Genomic DNA, 16,369 nt, shown 5'->3' with positions numbered 1-16,369 from the left:
CCGGGTCACTCCCGTGCGACGAGATCGCCGTAGTCGGCGCTCCACAGGTCCTCGTCGCCGTCCGGGAGGAGCAGGACCCGCTCGGGGCGCAGCGCCTCGACGGCGGCGGGGTCGTGGGTGACCATGACGATGGCGCCGGGGTAGGCGGACACGGCCGTGAGGACCTCGGCGCGGGAGGCGGGGTCCAGGTTGTTCGTCGGCTCGTCCAGGAGGAGGACGTTGGCGCCGGAGTGGACCAGGCCGGCGAGGGAGAGGCGGGTCTTCTCGCCGCCGGACAGGACGCCGGCCGGCTTGTCGGCGTCGTCACCGCCGAACAGGAACGCGCCCAGTACCTGGCGCACTTCACCGTCCGTCAGGTGCGGGGCGGTGCCCGCCAGGTTCTCGCGGACCGTACGGGCGGGGTCCAGGGTGTCGTGCTCCTGGGCGAAGTAGCCGAGCCGCAGTCCGTGGCCGGGCACGACGCGTCCCGAGTCGGGCTGTTCGTGGCCGGCGAGGAGCTTCAGGAGCGTGGACTTGCCCGCGCCGTTGTGGCCCAGGACCACCAGGCGGCTGCCCCGGTCGACGGCCAGGTCCACGCCGGTGAGGACCTGGTGGGTGCCGTACGCCTTGGTCAGGGACACCGCGCCGAGCGGCGTCCGGCCGCAGGGCGCCGGCTCGGGGAGCCGGATGCGGGCCACCTTGTCACCGCGGCGGGCGGGCTCCAGGGCGGCCAGCATCCGGTCGGCGCGGCGCGCCATGTTCTTGGCGGCGGTCGCGGTGGCGACGTGGGCGCGCATCCGGTCGGCCTGGGTGCGCAGCGCGGACGCCTTGCGTTCGGCGTTGGCCCGCTCGCGGGCGCGTCGCCGGTCGTCGGCGGCGCGCTGCGCGAGGTAGGCCGGCCAGCCGGTGTTGTGGACGTCGAGGGCGGCGCGGTGCGGGTCGAGGTGGAAGACGCGGTTGACGGTGGCCGCGAGCAGGTCGGTGTCGTGGCTGACGAGGACGAGGCCGCCGGGATGTCCGGCGAGGAAGCCGCGCAGCCAGTCGACGGAGTCGGCGTCGAGGTGGTTGGTCGGCTCGTCGAGCAGCAGGGTGTCGTGCCGGGAGTACAGGATCCGGGCGAGCTCCACCCGGCGCCGCTGCCCGCCGGACAGTTCGCCCACGGGCCGGTCCAGGACGCGGTCGGGCAGCCCGAGTCCGGCGGCGACCCGCGCGGCCTCGGCCTCGGCCCCGTACCCGCCGCGCGTCTGGAACTCGGCGTCGGCGCGGGCGTACGCGGCCATGGCGCGGTCGAGGTCCGTCGCGGAGGCGCCCGCCAGGGCGGTTTCGGCGGCGCGCAGGTCGCGTACCGCCCGGTCGAGGCCGCGCGCGGACAGGATGCGGTCGGTGACGGTGGCGGCGGGGTCGGCGGCGCGCGGGTCCTGCGCGAGGTGGCCGACCGAGCCCGTGACGACGAGGTCGCCGGCGGCGGGGCGCTCGCGTCCCGCCAGGATCTTCATGAGGGTGGACTTGCCCGCGCCGTTGCGGCCGACCAGGCCGATACGGTCGCCGGGCGCGATGTGGAAGGAGATGCCGGCCAGCAGCAGCCGGGCGCCGACGCGCACGTCGGCACCACGAAGGGTGAGCATGAGTTGACGCTCCGGATGAGCAGAAGGACACACGGGTGGCGTGGGGCGTGCGTCCTGAGCTAGGAGATCCGGGGCGTAGACATGCGGCCAGGGTACGGAACGGCCGCCGCCGGCCGCATCTCCTTTACCGGCTCACTCGGCGCGCACCTGCCGGGAGAGTTCGGCCAGGTGCGTGAGGGAGGCGTCGGTGGACGGATCGGGCAGGGCGACGATGACGTGGTCGACGCCCTGCTCGGCGAGTTCGCCGCAGCGCTGGACGCTCTCGGCCACGGACTGGCCGTCCGGCACGCGCATGTGGAGCGTCTTCTCGATCGCCTCGTAGGGACGCCGCTCCGTCTCGCAGTGCGCGCGCAGGACGGACAGCTTGTGTGCGACGTCGGCGCCGAGGAACAGGTTGCAGGCGTCGCCGTAGCGGGCGACCAGCCGGAGGGTCTTCTGTTCGCCGCTGCCGCCGATGAGGATGGGCGGGTGGGGCCGGGAGAGCGACTGCGGTGAGTTGAGGGTGCGGGCGAGACGGTAGTGGGCGCCCTCGTACGGGGTGTCCTCGGCGCTCCACATGCGCTTGGCGATGCGCAGCGTCTCCTCCAGTCGCTCGAACCGTTCGGCGAGCGGCGGCAGCCGGAAACCGAGGCCGCGGTGCTCGTCCTCGTGGAACCCGGCGCCGATGCCGAGCACGGCCCGCCCGCCCGACAGGACGTCGAGGGTGGTGACCTGCTTCAGCAGCAGCCCGGGCTCGCGGTAGGTGACGCAGGTGACGAGTGTGCCGAGGGTGACGCGGCGGGTGAGGGCGGCGGCGTACGACAGGAGGCTGTACGCCTCCGGCATGGGGTCCTCGGCGGCGCCGAAGTTCGGTATCTGGAAGAGGTGGTCCATCACCCAGAAGCTGTCGAGGCCGGCGTCGTCCGCGCCGCGCGCGACGTCCGCGAACCGGGAGGCGATGGCGGCGTCGCCGCCGGGCCAGATGAACCGGGGGCAGGTGAGACCGAGCTTCACGGGCGTCTCCTTCAGGCACGACGAAAAGCCTGCCGGGTCGGCCGGCAGGCTGTGGGCTGCTGCTGTCGCAGCGGGAGTTGGGGGTTCAGCGGGAGTCTACGACGAGCCCGCCGGCGGCGTCGAGGGCGACGCGTACGCCGAACCCGCGGCTGACGCGGTCCAGCGTGGCCCGCAGCCACTCGGCGTCCGCGCGGGAGGCGTGCCGCAGGCGCATCCGGCGGGCCTGCATCGGCACGATCCGTACGCCCGGCGGGCGGCCGGAGCCGGGCTCCGCGGTGACGAGGTACAGCGGCCGGAGGTCGTCGCGGTAGTGCTCGTAGCCGGTGATGCCCTCGTAGTCGTCGACGAGGTCGCCGCAGCCGTACAGGACGAGACCGCCCCGGTACCGCTCCAGGGGGCGGGGGTGGTGCGAGGAGTGCCCGTGCACGATGTCGACGCCGCCGTCGACGAGGGCGTGTGCGAACCGGACGTGGTCGCGCGGGACGCCGTAGCCCCAGTTCGAGCCCCAGTGGACGCTGGCGACCACCACGTCGCCGGGCCGCCGGACGGCGCGGATCCGGTCGGTGACCGCGGCGGCCGCCTCGTACGTCGGCGCGGGCAGGAAGGCGACGCCGGGGCGGTCTCCGGTTGCGGCCCAGCCGGGCGGGATGCCGCTGGACTCCGTCCCGAAGGCGACCAGTACGACGCGGCGGTCGCCCAGGTCGACGACGGCCGGCCGCCATGCCTCGTCCGCGTCGCGTCCGGCGCCGGCGGCCCTGAGGCCGGCTCCGGCGAGCGCGTCGAGCGTCTCCTCGAGCCCGGGCCGGCCGAAGTCGAGGACGTGGTTGTTGGCCAGGGCGCACACATCGGGCCGGACGGCGGTGAGACAGGGCAGGTTCCCCGGGTGCATGCGGTAGTGCACTTCCTTCCCGGCTGCGAACGTCCCGTCGGCTGTGACGCTCGTCTCCAGGTTCACCACGCGCACGTCCGGCCGCGCCCGGTCCAGGACGGCCAGGGCGTCCCCCCACGGCCACGCCGGTGCGACGGGCCACGACACCGGCCCGTGCGCCGCCTCCGCGAGCTCCACGTACGCCCGCGCGTCCCGGATGTAGCCCTCGCGCAGGGCCGGGTCGCCCGGGTGGGGCAGGACTTGGTCCACCCCGCGGCCGAGCATCACGTCGCCGCACAGGAACAGGGTCACCGCGGGTGCGGTCATGCCTCCACGGTAGGCCGAAAGTGGCGTGATTGCCGATTGCACGTGTGATGACGGGATTGATAGTCATACCCGTACACATGATCGATCGGGGGGAAGAATGAGCAGCGACGCGCCGGTCGACCCGGCCGAGGTGCCGGAGTTCACCGGCGACGAGGCGCAACTGGCGGCCAAGGTCAAGGCGTTGTCCATGGCGGGTGTGAAGATCTCGACCGCCGCCGGGGACGTCCACACGTCCTTCGGCGGGTTACGGGCCTTCTACAGGGCGCCCGAGGCGGACCAGTTGTTCGCCACGACGCAGCCGGTCCAGGACAGGGCACTTGAGGTCGGCTCGGACCTGTGCGTGGTCGCGGGGGCGCTGGGGACGTACGCCGACGACATCCGTCCGCTGGTGCGGCGGCTCGACGAGCTGCGCCGGGCGGCGCGGGACTTCCGTACGAGGGTCGCCGGCGACGAGAAGTGGCGCGAGGACGACGACCTGATCGAGGAGAACCTCGACCGCCGCAACGAGATCGCCGAGGTCTGGGCCCGGTTCCAGGCCGCCGAACGGGCCTGCCACGACAAGATCGTGGCGCTGGTGGGCGGCCCGCCGCTGAAGGTCGACGACGGCTCCCACCAGCAGGGGATGTACGGCTACGACGCGGAGACGCTCAAGCAGGTCGAGAGTCTGCCGTGGGGCGACGCGGTCGCCGAGTCGACCCCCGGCTGGCAGGTCTGGGAGCACACGGGTGACTTCTTCGAGGGTTTCTTCGTCGACGGCGTGTGGGGCACGGTCACCAGCCTGGGCACGCTGGTCGGCACCCATGGCTGGGACGAGGCGGGCCAGGCGTGGAAGGGCCTGGGCATGGTGGCCACGGGAGTGGCGATCAGCGCCACCCCGATCGCGGGCGCCCTGTACGCGTCGGCGGAGGACGACGAGCTTCCGGCCTGGCTGCGGGACTCCCGTACCGCGATGAAGGAGGCGGGCAAGGCCTTCGTGGCCTGGGACCAGTGGCAGGAGAACCCCGGGCGTGCGGGCGGCTCGGTCACCTTCAACGTGTTCAGCACCGTCTTCACGGCCGGGGCCGGCGGGGCGGTGTCCACCGCGGGCAGGGCGAGCGCCGCGGCCAAGGCGATCTCGTTCGCGGGCAGGGCCGGGCGGGCCCTGGACCCGGGGACGTACCTCTTCAAGGGCGCCGCGGCGAGCGTGCGGAAGATCGGTGACGTGATGACCGGCCTCCGGGGCCTCGGGCACGTCGACGTGACGCTCCCGCCCGGCACGGTTCAGCTCCCCGCCGGGGCCTCCGTCCTGCCCGACGGAACGTTACGCCTGCCGCCCGGCGCGGCGGTCCCCCCGGGCGTCGTCGCGGTCCCCCCGGGCACGGTCCGCCTCGCGGACGGCACCCCGGTCCCGCCGGGCTCCGCCGACTTCGGCGGCGGCGTCGTCCGCCTCCCGGCCGACACCCCGGCCCCGCCGGGATCGGTCCCGGTACCGGAGGGCACCCTCAGGGTCACCGACGGCACCCTCGCCCTCCCAGAGGGCACGCTCCGGTACACCGACGCCAAGGGCGCCACCGTGTACCTGACGCCCCGCGGCGACCTCCACGCCGCCGACGGCACGCTGCTGCAACGCGCCGACGACGCCCACCGGGAGGCCCGCCCGGCCGCCGCGCCCGCCGCCCGACAACCGGCTCTGGTGGGTGCGGGGGCCCGCGTGGGGGAGGGCGCGGACGGCGGCCGTCTGGACGGCGGCTCGGAGGGCGCGGAGCCTGCCGGTGGCGGAGGCGCCGGCGACCGTATACCGACCAACGCGGTGGAGAGTTCCGGTGCGGGCCGTGGGGACCGGCACGGCGCCGGCCCGGGCCCGGGCGACCGCTCGGACATCCCTCCCACGGGCGGTGCCCGCGATACCGGCGGCGGCTCGGCGACCAACGGCACCGGCCATGGTGGTCCCGCCGCCGACCACGGCACACCCGTCAACGCTCGCCCCGACACCCCTGGCTTGGGCGCCCTGGACGAGGCCGCCGAGGGCGTGGACGACGCCCCCCGCATCAACGACGGAGCCCCGCCCGACGCCCAGCCGGCCACCAGCGGCGCGGGGGACGATGCCGGCGATCAGCCGGTGAGCCGGTCCGCCGAGGAGATGAAGCGGATTCAGGACGAGCACGTGCGTCTGGCGAACGAGGACCCGGTGTGGCGCGCGGCGCATTACGACGCTCGCTTCCATCGCAGGAGTGCCGACAGATACGTGGATGGGCAGCTGCTGCCCATTCTGAAGGAGTTGCCCGACGGGCGACTGGTCGCGACAAGCAATCTTCCGCACGCGGACCGTGAGTACTACCGGTTGAAGCCGGTGAACGTCGGCTTGGACTCGATCAGGAACGACGTCGCCGGTGAACTCGACGATCTGGCCGAAGCCCACCGGGCCTACCTCGATCTCGGCAATGCCCAACGGGCCTACGACAGTGATCCGACCCCTGAAAATGTGGAAGCGCTGGAGAACGCGCGCACGGCCATGGGCGACCGGGCCAACAACACCAAGATCGGTGAGCGGCTTGGCGAGGGTGCGGCACGACTGCACGCGGTTCCCGAGGTCTTCGAGAACACCAGAGAAGTGCCGCTCATGGAGACGGGAAACGGGTCGAGAAGATTTGATCAGTTGTACCGCCTCGATGATGGAAAGGGTGACTTCGTCATTGTCGAGGCGAAGGCACCTGGTGGGACACTCGACTGGCGTCAGGGTGCAGGAATCGAGAGCGAAAAGATGGTCAAGCAGGGAACCATCGAGTACGTCCGGACAATTCTGCAAGAAATGCTCAAGCGCGGTGACCCCGACAAGGGAATTGCGGAAGAGATGGGGCGGGCACTTCGAAAGAAGAAGGTGCAGTACGTCCTCGTCCACGCGAATGAACACACCGGAACATATGCTGGAGCGAAACTTCAGTACTTCGACCTCTACAGGGAAGGGCGCTAGTGGCTATCGTCGTCCCCCGCCACGACATCCGTACGGACAACCTCCCGGGGCGTGAGCCGGTCCTCGACCGGGGCACCGTCTGGGCGCTGGAGGATCTGGACGAGTCCCCCCAGGCCGTTGCGGACGCGATGAGTTCGTCGCTGATCCTGGCGCGAGCCAGGACGGTCGCCGATCCCACGGCCGAGTGGCTGGAGACCTGGGAGGTGTGGGTCACGGCCATGCAGTCCGGCTCCGCCATGTTCGCGGCGGCCGCGACGTCCGCGGCGAGCGTGGAGTCACGCATCCACCACGAGATGCGTACGGTCCCGGCGACCGGCCCGCAGCCGTGGGTGGATGCGGGCAACTGGGTCACCGCCTTCTGGCTGGCAGTCATCTGCCGCGACAAGAAGCGTCTGGACGCGCTGTGTCAGGTACCCATATCGCTGCTGCGCGAGTCCGGCTCGGTCTACGACGAGTATGTCTACTCCTGGATCGAGACGTTGCAGTCCTACTGGTTGGGGCGCGGGGACGTGGGCCAGAAGCTGGTGGAGGCGGCTCGCGGTGCCGCACCGGGAGCCGCCTCGATCGCGGGACCCGAGTTGTTGTCGAAGATCCTCTGGCCGCCCATCGATCTGTTCCACCGGTTCGTGACCGGTGATCAGGAGCGCTTCAACGACTCGCTCGTCGACGCCCTCACGTGGCACAAGGAGTTCTGGACGGCGGACGCCGAGCGCGCTCAGGACAGTGATGGTTTCGTCGCCGTCGGACCGCTCGCCGTGGCGTGCTTCGCCCACGACGCCGGCTTCCCGGTCGAGGTCGAGTCGGAGTACCTGCCGAAGCACCTGTTGAGGGGTTCCTGGGCAGGCGAGTTCGCCACGTGACCGTCGCGGACGGCGGCGGCCTCGCAGGGGGTGGCGGCAGGCCGTCGGCGCTGCCCCGGGTGGGTGACGACGAAGACCCCCGGAGCCCGGGGGTCTTCGGTGTTCCTGGGTTACGGATACGCCCGAGACGTTCAGACGACCCGCTCACCCCGGCGCCACACCCCTGCGACCAGGGGGACGCCCGGGCGGTAGGCGAGGTGGACGTGGGAGGGGGCGTCCAGGAGGGTGAGGTCGGCGCGGGCGCCGGGGGTGAGGCGGCCGATGTCGGTGCGGCGGAGGGCGGTGGCGCCGCCGGCCGTGGCGGACCAGAGGGCTTCGTCGGGCGTCATCCCCATGTCGCGTACGGCCAGGGCGATGCAGAACGGCACGGAGGACGTGAACGACGAGCCCGGGTTGCAGTCGGTGGAGAGGGCGACCGTGACGCCCGCGTCGAGGAGGCGGCGGGCGTCGGGCCACTCGGCGCGGGTGGAGAACTCGGCGCCGGGCAGCAGGGTGGCGACCGTGTCGCCGCTCGCGAGGGCGTCGACGTCCGCCTGGGTGAGGTGCGTGCAGTGGTCGGCGGACGCCGCGTCGAGTTCGACCGCGAGCTGGACGCCGGGCCCGTACGACAGCTGGTTGGCGTGGATGCGGGGGTGCAGGCCGCGCGCCTTGCCGGCGGTCAGGATCGCGCGGGCCTGGTCGCCGTCGAAGGCGCCCTTCTCGCAGAAGACGTCGATCCAGCGGGCGTGCGGGGCGCAGGCGTCGAGCATCTCGCCGGTGACGAGGGAGACGTAGCCGGCCGGGTCGTCGGCGTAGTCGGGCGACACGATGTGCGCGCCGAGGTAGGTGACCTCGTCGGTGTGGCGGGCGGCGATGCGCAGCGCACGGGCCTCGTCCTCGACGGTGAGGCCGTAGCCGGACTTGGTCTCGAAGGTCGTGGTGCCCTGGCGCAGCGCCTCGCGCAGGTAGTGGGTGACGTTGGCCTCGAGTACCTCGTCGGTGGCGGCGCGGGTCGCGGCGACGGTGGTGCGGATGCCGCCGGCGGCGTACGCCTGGCCGGACATGCGGGCGTTGAACTCGGCGGTGCGGTCGCCGGCGAAGACGAGGTGGGAGTGGGAGTCGACGAATCCGGGGATCACGGCCCGGCCGCCGGCGTCGACCCGGTTGTCAGTGGCGGGTGCTTTGCTTGATGCACCGATCCAGGAGACGTGGTCGCCGTCGATGACGACGGCCGCGTCCCGGATCAGTCCGAGGGGGGAATTGTCACCGTAGGAGGGGTCGTTGGTGACCAGGCTGGCGATGTTGGTGATGACGGTGGCCGTCGCCGCGACGGTGTTGTTCGCGGTCGCGGGGGCGGCCGTCGCCGGGGGGTTGTTCGTCGTGTCGGGGCCGCTGTTGATGCTGTTCATGGTGAGGGATGTCTCCTTCAGCGGGTTCAGCGGGTTCAGTGGTACAGCGCGGCAATCGAGTCCGCGAGGGCTCGGGGCACGTCGGGGATCCGGGCGTGGTGTCCGTCCCGGACGACGTGGCGTCCGCCCACGACCGTGTGGCGCACATCCGCTGCCGACGCGGCGAATACCGCTGTCTCAGCTGCCAGACGCGGTACCGGTCCCGCTGTCCTGACCGTGTCGAGGGCGATCGTCGTGAAGTCGGCGAGCGCCCCGGTCTCCAGGCGGCCCGCGTCCGGGCGGCCGAGGGCGGCATGCCCGTCGGCGGTGGCGGCGTGCAGCAGCGCGGCGGCCGTCCAATGGCCGCGCGTGCGGGAACGGAGGCGTTCGTCGAGCTCCATCGCCCGCGCCTCTTCGAGGAGGTCGATCACGGCGTGGCTGTCGCTGCCCAGCGACAGGGGCGAGCCGGCCCGCTGGAGGGCGACGGCCGGGCCGATGCCGTCCGCGAGGTCGCGTTCGGTGGTCGGGCACATGCAGGTGCCGGTGCCGGAGCCGCCGAGCAGGGCGATGTCCTCCTCGGTGAGGTGGGTGTTGTGGACGCCGGTGGTGCGGGGGCCGAGGACACCGTGGTCGGCGAGCAGCCGGGTGGGGGTGCGGCCGTGGGCGGCCAGGCAGGCGTCGTTCTCCGCCGTCTGTTCGGAGAGGTGGACGTGCAGCGGCGCCCCGCGGTCGGCGGCCCACTGGGCGACGGTGCCCAACTGGTCGGCGGGGACGGCGCGTACGGAGTGGATGGCCGCGCCGATCCGGACGCCGTCGCGGTCCTTGAGGAGGGACGCGCGTTCGGCCCACGCCTCGGCCGTGCCGTCGCTGAAGCGCAGCTGGTGCCGGTCGGGGGCGGCGCCGAAGCCGGAGGACAGGTAGGCCGTGTCGAGCAGCGTGATGCGGATGCCGGCCTCGGCGGCGGCCGCGATCAGCGCCTCACCCATGGCGCTGGGGTCGGCGTAGGGGGTGCCGCCGGGCGCGTGGTGGAGGTAGTGGAACTCGCCGACGGCCGTGATGCCGGCCAGCGCCATCTCGGCGTACACGGCGCGGGCGAGGGCGAAGTAGCTGTCGGGGTCGAGACGGGAGGCGACCTGGTACATGACCTCGCGCCAGGTCCAGAAGGTGCCGGAGCCGACCTGGACGGTGCCGCGCAGCGCCCGGTGGAAGGCGTGGCTGTGGGCGTTGGCGAGACCCGGGAGGGTGAGGCCGCGCAGGGTAACAGCGCCGGGCGGCGGGGTGGTGACGCCGGTGCGTACGGCGGTGATGCGGCCGTCGGTCACGTCGAGGGCGGTGCCCGGCTCGACGTTGGTGCCGAGCCAGGCGTGTTCGCACCAGTAGGTGAGGGGCGCGTGGGCCGGCGGCGCGGGGGCCGGCGGCGCGGGGGTCAGCGGCATGCGAGGCCCTCCAGTACGTCGGCGAGGGCGTGGACGCCGGCCAGGCAGTCGTCCTCGGCCGCGAATTCGGCCGGGGAGTGGGAGACGCCCGTGGGGTTGCGGACGAAGAGCATGGCGGTGGGGACGGCGGCCGAGAGGATGCCCGCGTCGTGGCCGGCGCCGGTGCCGAGGACGGGGACCTGGCCGCCGAGGATCTTGGCGAGTTCGTCCCGCAGGGCGTGTTCGAACTCGACGACGGGGGTGAACGACTCGCGGACGACGGTGAGGTCGATGCCGTGGCGGGTGGCCGCCTCGTGGGCGGCGGCCTCGATGGCCGTGACGACCGTGTCCAGGGTGGTCTGGTCGGCGGCGCGGGAGTCGAGCCAGCCGCGTACGAGCGACGGGATGGCGTTGACGCCGTTCGGTTCGACGGAGATCTTGCCGAAGGTGGCGACGGCTCCCGCCAGTTCCGCCTCGCGGCGGGCGGCGAGGACGGTCTCGGCGTACGTCAGCATCGGGTCGCGCCGGTCGACGAGGCGGGTGGTGCCGGCGTGGTTGGCCTCGCCGTGGAAGTCGTACCGCCAGCGGCCGTGGGGCCAGATGGCGGAGGCGATACCGACGGCGTCGCCCGTGAGGTCCAGGGCGCGCCCCTGCTCGACGTGGAGTTCGACGAACGCGCCGATGCGGGCGAGGCGTTGCGGGTCCGGGCCGATGGCGTCGGGGTCGTATCCGGCGGCCTCCATCGCCTGGGGGAGGGTGGTCCCGTCGCCGTCGCGCAGCTCGTGCGCCGCCGCCTTGGTCAGCTGTCCGGCCGCGAGCCGGGAGCCGACGCAGGCGAGGCCGAAGCGGGCGCCCTCCTCGTCACCGAAGTTGGTGATGGCCAGCGGCCGGCGGAACTCCACTCCCCTGTGGCGGAGTTCGTCGAGCGCGGCGAAGGAGGAGACGACGCCGAGCGGGCCGTCGAAGGCGCCGCCGTCGGGGACGGAGTCGAGGTGTGAGCCGGTGACGACGGCGTCCTCACCGAGGGGGTCGCCGAGCCAGGCCCACTGGTTGCCGTTGCGGTCGGTCTCGTAGGTGAGTCCGCGTGCCTCGGCCTGTTCCTGGAACCAGGTGCGGCAGTCGGCGTCGGCGCCGGTCCAGGCGTAGCGGCGGTAGCCGCGGGTGGTCGCGTCGCGGCCGATGGGGGCGAGGTCGGCCCACATGGCGTGGAACGAGGCACCCCCGGCGGCCGCGGGTGCGGGTGCGCGTTCACCGGCGGGCGTACCGGCGGGCGCATCCCGGTGGTCGCGCGCGGTGCCGGCCCGTTCCGCGGCGCTCACGACTCCTCCCGCATGGGGACGCGGACGCCGCGCTCGCCGGCGACGGAGTCGGCGATGTCGTAGCCGGCGTCGACGTGGCGGATGACGCCCATGCCCGGGTCGTTGGTGAGGACGCGGCGGATCTTCTCGCCCGCGAGCGGGGTGCCGTCGGCGACGGTGACCTGGCCGGCGTGGATGGAGCGGCCCATGCCGACGCCGCCGCCGTGGTGGATGGAGACCCAGGAGGCACCGGAGGCGACGTTCACCATGGCGTTGAGGAGCGGCCAGTCGGCGATGGCGTCGGAGCCGTCGAGCATGGCCTCGGTCTCGCGGTACGGGGAGGCGACGGAGCCGCAGTCGAGGTGGTCGCGGCCGATGGCGAGGGGGGCGGCCAGTTCGCCGGAGGCGACCATGTCGTTGAAGCGCTCGCCCGCGCGGTCGCGTTCGCCGTAGCCCAGCCAGCAGATGCGGGCGGGCAGGCCCTGGAAGTGGACGCGTTCGCCGGCCATCTTGATCCAGCGGGCCAGGGACTCGTTCTCGGGGAAGAGGTCCAGCATGGCCCGGTCGGTCTTGTGGATGTCGGCGGCGTCGCCGGACAGGGCGGCCCACCGGAAGGGGCCCTTGCCCTCGCAGAACAGGGGGCGGATGTAGGCGGGTACGAAGCCGGGGAAGTCGAACGCCCGGTCGTAGCCGGCGAGCTGTGCCTCGCCGCGGATGGAGTTGCCGTAGTCGAAGACCTCGGCGCCCGCGTCCATGAAGCCGACCATGGCCTCCACGTGGCGGGCCATCGACTCGCGGGCGCGCTGGGTGAAGTCGGCGGGCTTCTCGGCCGCGTAGGAGGCCATGTCGTCGAAGTCGACGCCGAGCGGCAGGTAGGAGAGGGGGTCGTGGGCGGAGGTCTGGTCGGTGACGATGTCGATGGGGGCGCCCATCTCCAGCATCCGAGGCAGCAGCTCGGCGGCGTTGCCGAGGAGCCCGATGGAGAGCGGGCGCCGGGCGTCGCGGGCCTCGACGGCCAGCTGGAGGGCGTGGTCGAGGGAGTCGGCCCTGACGTCGAGGTAGCGGTGCTCGATGCGGCGGTCGATGGCGCGCGGGTCGCAGTCGACGCAGATCGCGACGCCGTCGTTCATCGTGACGGCGAGCGGCTGGGCGCCGCCCATGCCGCCGAGGCCGGCGGTGAGGGTGATCGTGCCGGCGAGCGTGCCGCCGACCCCTCCCTTACCGATCGAATGCAGCTTTGCGGCGACGGCGGCGAAGGTCTCGTAGGTGCCCTGGAGGATGCCCTGCGTACCGATGTAGATCCAGGACCCGGCGGTCATCTGGCCGTACATGGTCAGGCCGAGCTGCTCCAGGCGGCGGAACTCCTCCCAGTTCGCCCAGTCGCCGACCAGGTTGGAGTTGGCGATCAGGACGCGCGGCGCCCACTCGTGGGTCTGCATGACGCCGACGGGGCGGCCGGACTGGACGAGCATGGTCTCGTCCTGCTTGAGGGTGCGCAGCGTACGGACCATGGCGTCGTAGGAGCGCCAGTCGCGGGCGGCCTTGCCGGTGCCGCCGTAGACGACGAGCTTGTCGGGGTGCTCGGCGACCTCGGGGTCGAGGTTGTTCTGCAGCATCCGCAGCGCGGCTTCCTGCTGCCATCCCAGGGCGCTCAGTTCCGTACCGCGCGGGGCCCGTACGGGGCGGGGTCCTGACATGGGGATGCCTCCTCGATCGCAGATGGTCGGCTGCGGTTGCAGATTCAGTTATTCACATCTTGACCTCCTGAATAGATGTAGTCAACGGCTGCGGTGCCCGGCGCCGGGTGATTGGCTGGAGAACATGGCTTCAGACCGACGCGATCAAGCCGTACGAGCAGCCGTCGACCAGAACCTCCTCTCCGAGACCGAGCCCGTCGCCGCCCTCCTCGACATCGCCGGCGTGCGCGCCTCCGCCGCCGCCCTGCGCGCCGCGTTCGCGGCCGTCACCGACGCGCCCGTCCTGCACGCCTTCGCCGTCAAGGCCTGCCCGCTCGTCCCGGTCCTGCGCCTGCTGTACGAGGCGGGGATCGGCGCCGAGGTCGCGAGCCCCGGCGAGCTGGCCCTGGCCCGGGCGGCGGGCGTCGACCCCGCCCGGATCGTGCTCGACTCCCCCGCCAAGACGCCCGGCGAGCTGCGCGAGGCGCTCGCCCTCGGCATCGCCGTCAACGCCGACAACCCGCAGGAGCTGGCCCGCCTCGACGCCCTCGTCCAGCAGGCGCCCACCCGCTCCCCGCTCGGGCTGCGGGTCAACCCGCAGATCGGCGGCGGCACCATCGACGCGCTGTCCACCGCCACCGCCACCTCCAAGTTCGGCATCGCCCTGCGCGACGAGGGCGCCCGCGCCCGCGTCGTCCGGGCGTACCTCGACCGTCCCTGGCTGACCCGGCTGCACACCCACTCCGGCTCGCAGGGAATGCCCCTCGCCCTCCTCGTCACCGGCATCAGGGAGGTGTACGAGCTGGCCGAGGAGATCAACGCGGCCGCCGGGCGCCGCCAGGTCGACACCCTCGACATCGGCGGCGGCCTGCCGGTGAACTTCGCCTCCGACGAGGAGACGCCGACGTTCGCGCAGTACGCCCGGCTTCTCGCCGACGGAGTGCCGGAGCTGTTCGACGGGCGGTACGGCCTGGTCACCGAGTTCGGCCGGTCGCTGCTCGCCAAGCACGGCACGGTCCTCGCCCGCGTCGAGTACACCAAGACGTCCGGGGCCCGCCCCATCGCCGTCACCCACGCGGGTGTCCAGGTCGCCACCCGCACCGTCTACGACCCGGTCTCCTGGCCGCTGCGGATCGCCGCGTACGACGCGAAGGGACAGCCGAAGGCGGGCGGCCCGGCCGTCGACCAGGACGTGGCCGGGCCGGCCTGTTTCGCCGGCGACCTGCTGGCCGTGAACCGCCCGCTGCCGCTCCTCGAACCGGGCGACGTCGTGGCCGCGCTGGACACCGGCGCCTACTACTTCGCGCACCACTACGCCTACAACTCGCTCACCCGCCCCGGCGTGTACGGCTTCGTGGCGCGCGACGACGGAGAGGTCCGCTTCGCGACCGTGCGCCCGCCGCAGGGCGTGGCCGAGATCGTCGCCGAGGCAGGTGGCGGACGCCCGGACGTGCTGCTCATGGAGTGAGGGCGCATCTGTCCCGCCGGTGGGGGCAAAACCCTTCCATGACCACCACGGAACAGCCCGCGGGGGCTCACCGGGAGCCGCCCCTCAAGCGGGTCATCGGACCGAAGCTGCTCGTCCTCTTCGTCATCGGCGACATCCTGGGCACCGGGATCTACGCCACCACCGGCAACGTGGCGGGGAAGGTGGGCGGCGCGCTCTGGCTGCCCTTCGTGATCGGCTTCGTCGTCGCGATCCTGACGGCGGCGTCGTACGTCGAGCTCGTCGGCAAGTACCCCAAGGCGGCCGGAGCGGCCCTCTACACCCAGAAGGCCTTCAAGGTCCCGTTCTTGACCTTCATCGTCGCCTTCATGGTGATGTGCTCCGGGCTGTCGTCCGCCAGCGCGGCCGCGCGCGCGTTCAGCGGCGACTACCTGTCCGAGTTCACCGAGGGAGCGGTGCCGCCCACGCTGGTCGCGATCCTCTTCATCCTCGCCCTCGCCGCGCTCAACCTGCGGGGCGTCTCGGAGTCCGTGAAGACGAACGTCGTCCTCACCCTGGTCGAGCTCACCGGCCTGGCGATCATCCTCTCCATCGGCGCCTGGGCGGTGCTGACGGGCGAGGGCGAGCCGTCCCGGCTGGGCGAGTTCCAGGCGACCGGCACCGGGTACGCGCTGCTCACCAGCGTCCTGGGGGCCACCGCGCTCGGCTTCTTCGCGTTCGTCGGCTTCGAGGACTCGGTCAACATGGCGGAGGAGACCCGGGACCCGGCCCGCACCTTCCCCCGCGCGATCTTCACCGGCGTCGCCGTCACCGGCACCATCTACGTCCTGGTCGCGCTCGTCTCGTCCCTCCTGGTCGACTACCGCGTCCTGGAGGAGTCGAGCGGCCCGCTGCTGGAGGTCGTCAAGGCCGGCGGCGTCGACTTCCCGCCCAAACTCTTCGCCCTCATCGCGCTGTTCGCCGTCACCAACTCGGCGCTCATCAACATCATGATGGCCTCGCGCCTCTGCTACGGCATGGCCAACGAGCGGATCCTGCCGCGCGCCATGGGCCGCGTCCTCGCCGGGCGCCGCACCCCCGTCGCGGGCATCGTGTTCGTATCGCTCCTGGCGGTCGGGCTGGTCTCGACCGGCGAGATCGAGGGCCTGGGCGACACGACGGCCTTCCTGCTGCTGTGCGTCTTCGCGGTGGTCAACATCGCGGTGCTGGTCCTGCGCCGCGACCGGGTCGACCACCCGCACTTCCGTACGCCGACGGTGCTGCCGGTGCTCGGCGCGATCACCGCCCTGATCCTCGCCAGCCCGCTCGCCGACCGGGACGCCGACGTCTACATCCGGGCGGGCGTGCTGCTGGCGATCGGCATCGGGCTCTGGGCGGTCAACAAGCTCGTGATGCGGGCGCGCGGCGAGGAGTCACCGGCGGAGCGCGAGAAGTCCTGACCCGCGGGCACGGCACGCCGTAATCTGCCCCTCGGAACCGGCCGGTCCGACGGTCCCGCCGCCGGCCGGCCCCACGAGGGGTAACCGGCGACCCTATCCCCTCCCGGGCATGTTCCTTTGGAAAA

General features: G+C 72.6%; 11 protein-coding genes. 4 read left to right on the top strand and 7 right to left on the bottom strand.

The annotated features are described in order from the left end of the window. Positions 1 to 5: 5 nt before the first annotated feature. The 3 genes from EIZ62_RS19850 to EIZ62_RS19840 all read right to left on the bottom strand — a co-directional run bounded on the left by EIZ62_RS19850 (position 6) and on the right by EIZ62_RS19840 (position 3,792). The gene (locus EIZ62_RS19850; RefSeq protein ID WP_156693990.1) at positions 6 to 1,604 is read right to left on the bottom strand and encodes an ABC-F family ATP-binding cassette domain-containing protein; all 1,599 of its coding nucleotides are present in this window, start codon (positions 1,602 to 1,604) and stop codon (positions 6 to 8) included. 132 nt (positions 1,605 to 1,736) lie between these two features. Beyond that, the gene (locus EIZ62_RS19845) at positions 1,737 to 2,597 is read right to left on the bottom strand and encodes an LLM class F420-dependent oxidoreductase (protein WP_156693989.1); all 861 of its coding nucleotides are present in this window, start codon (positions 2,595 to 2,597) and stop codon (positions 1,737 to 1,739) included. Between the two features lie 85 nt (positions 2,598 to 2,682). Next, complete coding sequence (locus EIZ62_RS19840; protein WP_156693988.1) at positions 2,683 to 3,792, bottom strand: CapA family protein; 1,110 nt, start codon at positions 3,790 to 3,792, stop codon at positions 2,683 to 2,685. Between the two features lie 97 nt (positions 3,793 to 3,889). On the opposite strand from EIZ62_RS19840, the gene EIZ62_RS19835 reads away from it, so the two are divergent. Both EIZ62_RS19835 and EIZ62_RS19830 read left to right on the top strand, forming a co-directional pair. After that, a complete protein-coding gene (locus tag EIZ62_RS19835; RefSeq protein ID WP_156693987.1) occupies positions 3,890 to 6,742 on the top strand; it encodes a hypothetical protein in 2,853 nt (950 codons plus the stop codon). After that, a complete protein-coding gene (locus EIZ62_RS19830; RefSeq protein ID WP_244375824.1) occupies positions 6,742 to 7,602 on the top strand; it encodes an immunity 49 family protein in 861 nt (286 codons plus the stop codon). The genes EIZ62_RS19835 and EIZ62_RS19830 overlap by 1 nt, the downstream gene beginning before the upstream one ends. 131 nt (positions 7,603 to 7,733) lie before the next feature. Here EIZ62_RS19830 and hutI read toward each other — a convergent pair whose 3' ends face one another. The 4 genes from hutI to hutU form a co-directional block, all read right to left on the bottom strand. Beyond that, positions 7,734 to 8,981: an imidazolonepropionase gene (gene hutI, locus EIZ62_RS19825; RefSeq protein WP_156696501.1), complete on the bottom strand. Its 1,248-nt coding sequence runs from the start codon at positions 8,979 to 8,981 to the stop codon at positions 7,734 to 7,736. Positions 8,982 to 9,025: 44 nt separating this feature from the next. Further along, entirely contained in the window at positions 9,026 to 10,405 is a 1,380-nt protein-coding gene (locus EIZ62_RS19820) for a formimidoylglutamate deiminase (protein WP_156693986.1), read from the bottom strand. Then, positions 10,396 to 11,586, bottom strand: a complete 1,191-nt coding sequence (locus EIZ62_RS19815) for an allantoate amidohydrolase (protein WP_156696500.1) — start codon at positions 11,584 to 11,586, stop codon at positions 10,396 to 10,398. Before EIZ62_RS19815 ends, EIZ62_RS19820 begins: the two co-directional genes overlap by 10 nt. A 113-nt stretch (positions 11,587 to 11,699) precedes the next feature. Continuing rightward, positions 11,700 to 13,379: a urocanate hydratase gene (gene hutU, locus EIZ62_RS19810; RefSeq protein ID WP_156693985.1), complete on the bottom strand. Its 1,680-nt coding sequence runs from the start codon at positions 13,377 to 13,379 to the stop codon at positions 11,700 to 11,702. Positions 13,380 to 13,503: 124 nt separating this feature from the next. Between hutU and EIZ62_RS19805 the strand changes: the two genes are divergently transcribed. Together EIZ62_RS19805 and EIZ62_RS19800 are read left to right on the top strand one after the other, a co-directional pair. Next, positions 13,504 to 14,826: a type III PLP-dependent enzyme domain-containing protein gene (locus EIZ62_RS19805; protein WP_156693984.1), complete on the top strand. Its 1,323-nt coding sequence runs from the start codon at positions 13,504 to 13,506 to the stop codon at positions 14,824 to 14,826. Between the two features lie 38 nt (positions 14,827 to 14,864). Further along, on the top strand, positions 14,865 to 16,244 hold the full coding sequence (locus tag EIZ62_RS19800; RefSeq protein WP_156693983.1) for an APC family permease: 1,380 nt from the start codon (positions 14,865 to 14,867) through the stop codon (positions 16,242 to 16,244). The last annotated feature ends 125 nt before the right edge of the window (positions 16,245 to 16,369 follow it).

Source organism: Streptomyces ficellus (assembly GCF_009739905.1).
Classification (GTDB): domain Bacteria; phylum Actinomycetota; class Actinomycetes; order Streptomycetales; family Streptomycetaceae; genus Streptomyces; species Streptomyces ficellus_A.
Note: the sequence above shows the minus strand (reverse complement) of the source record. Positions and strands in the feature narration are given on the sequence as shown.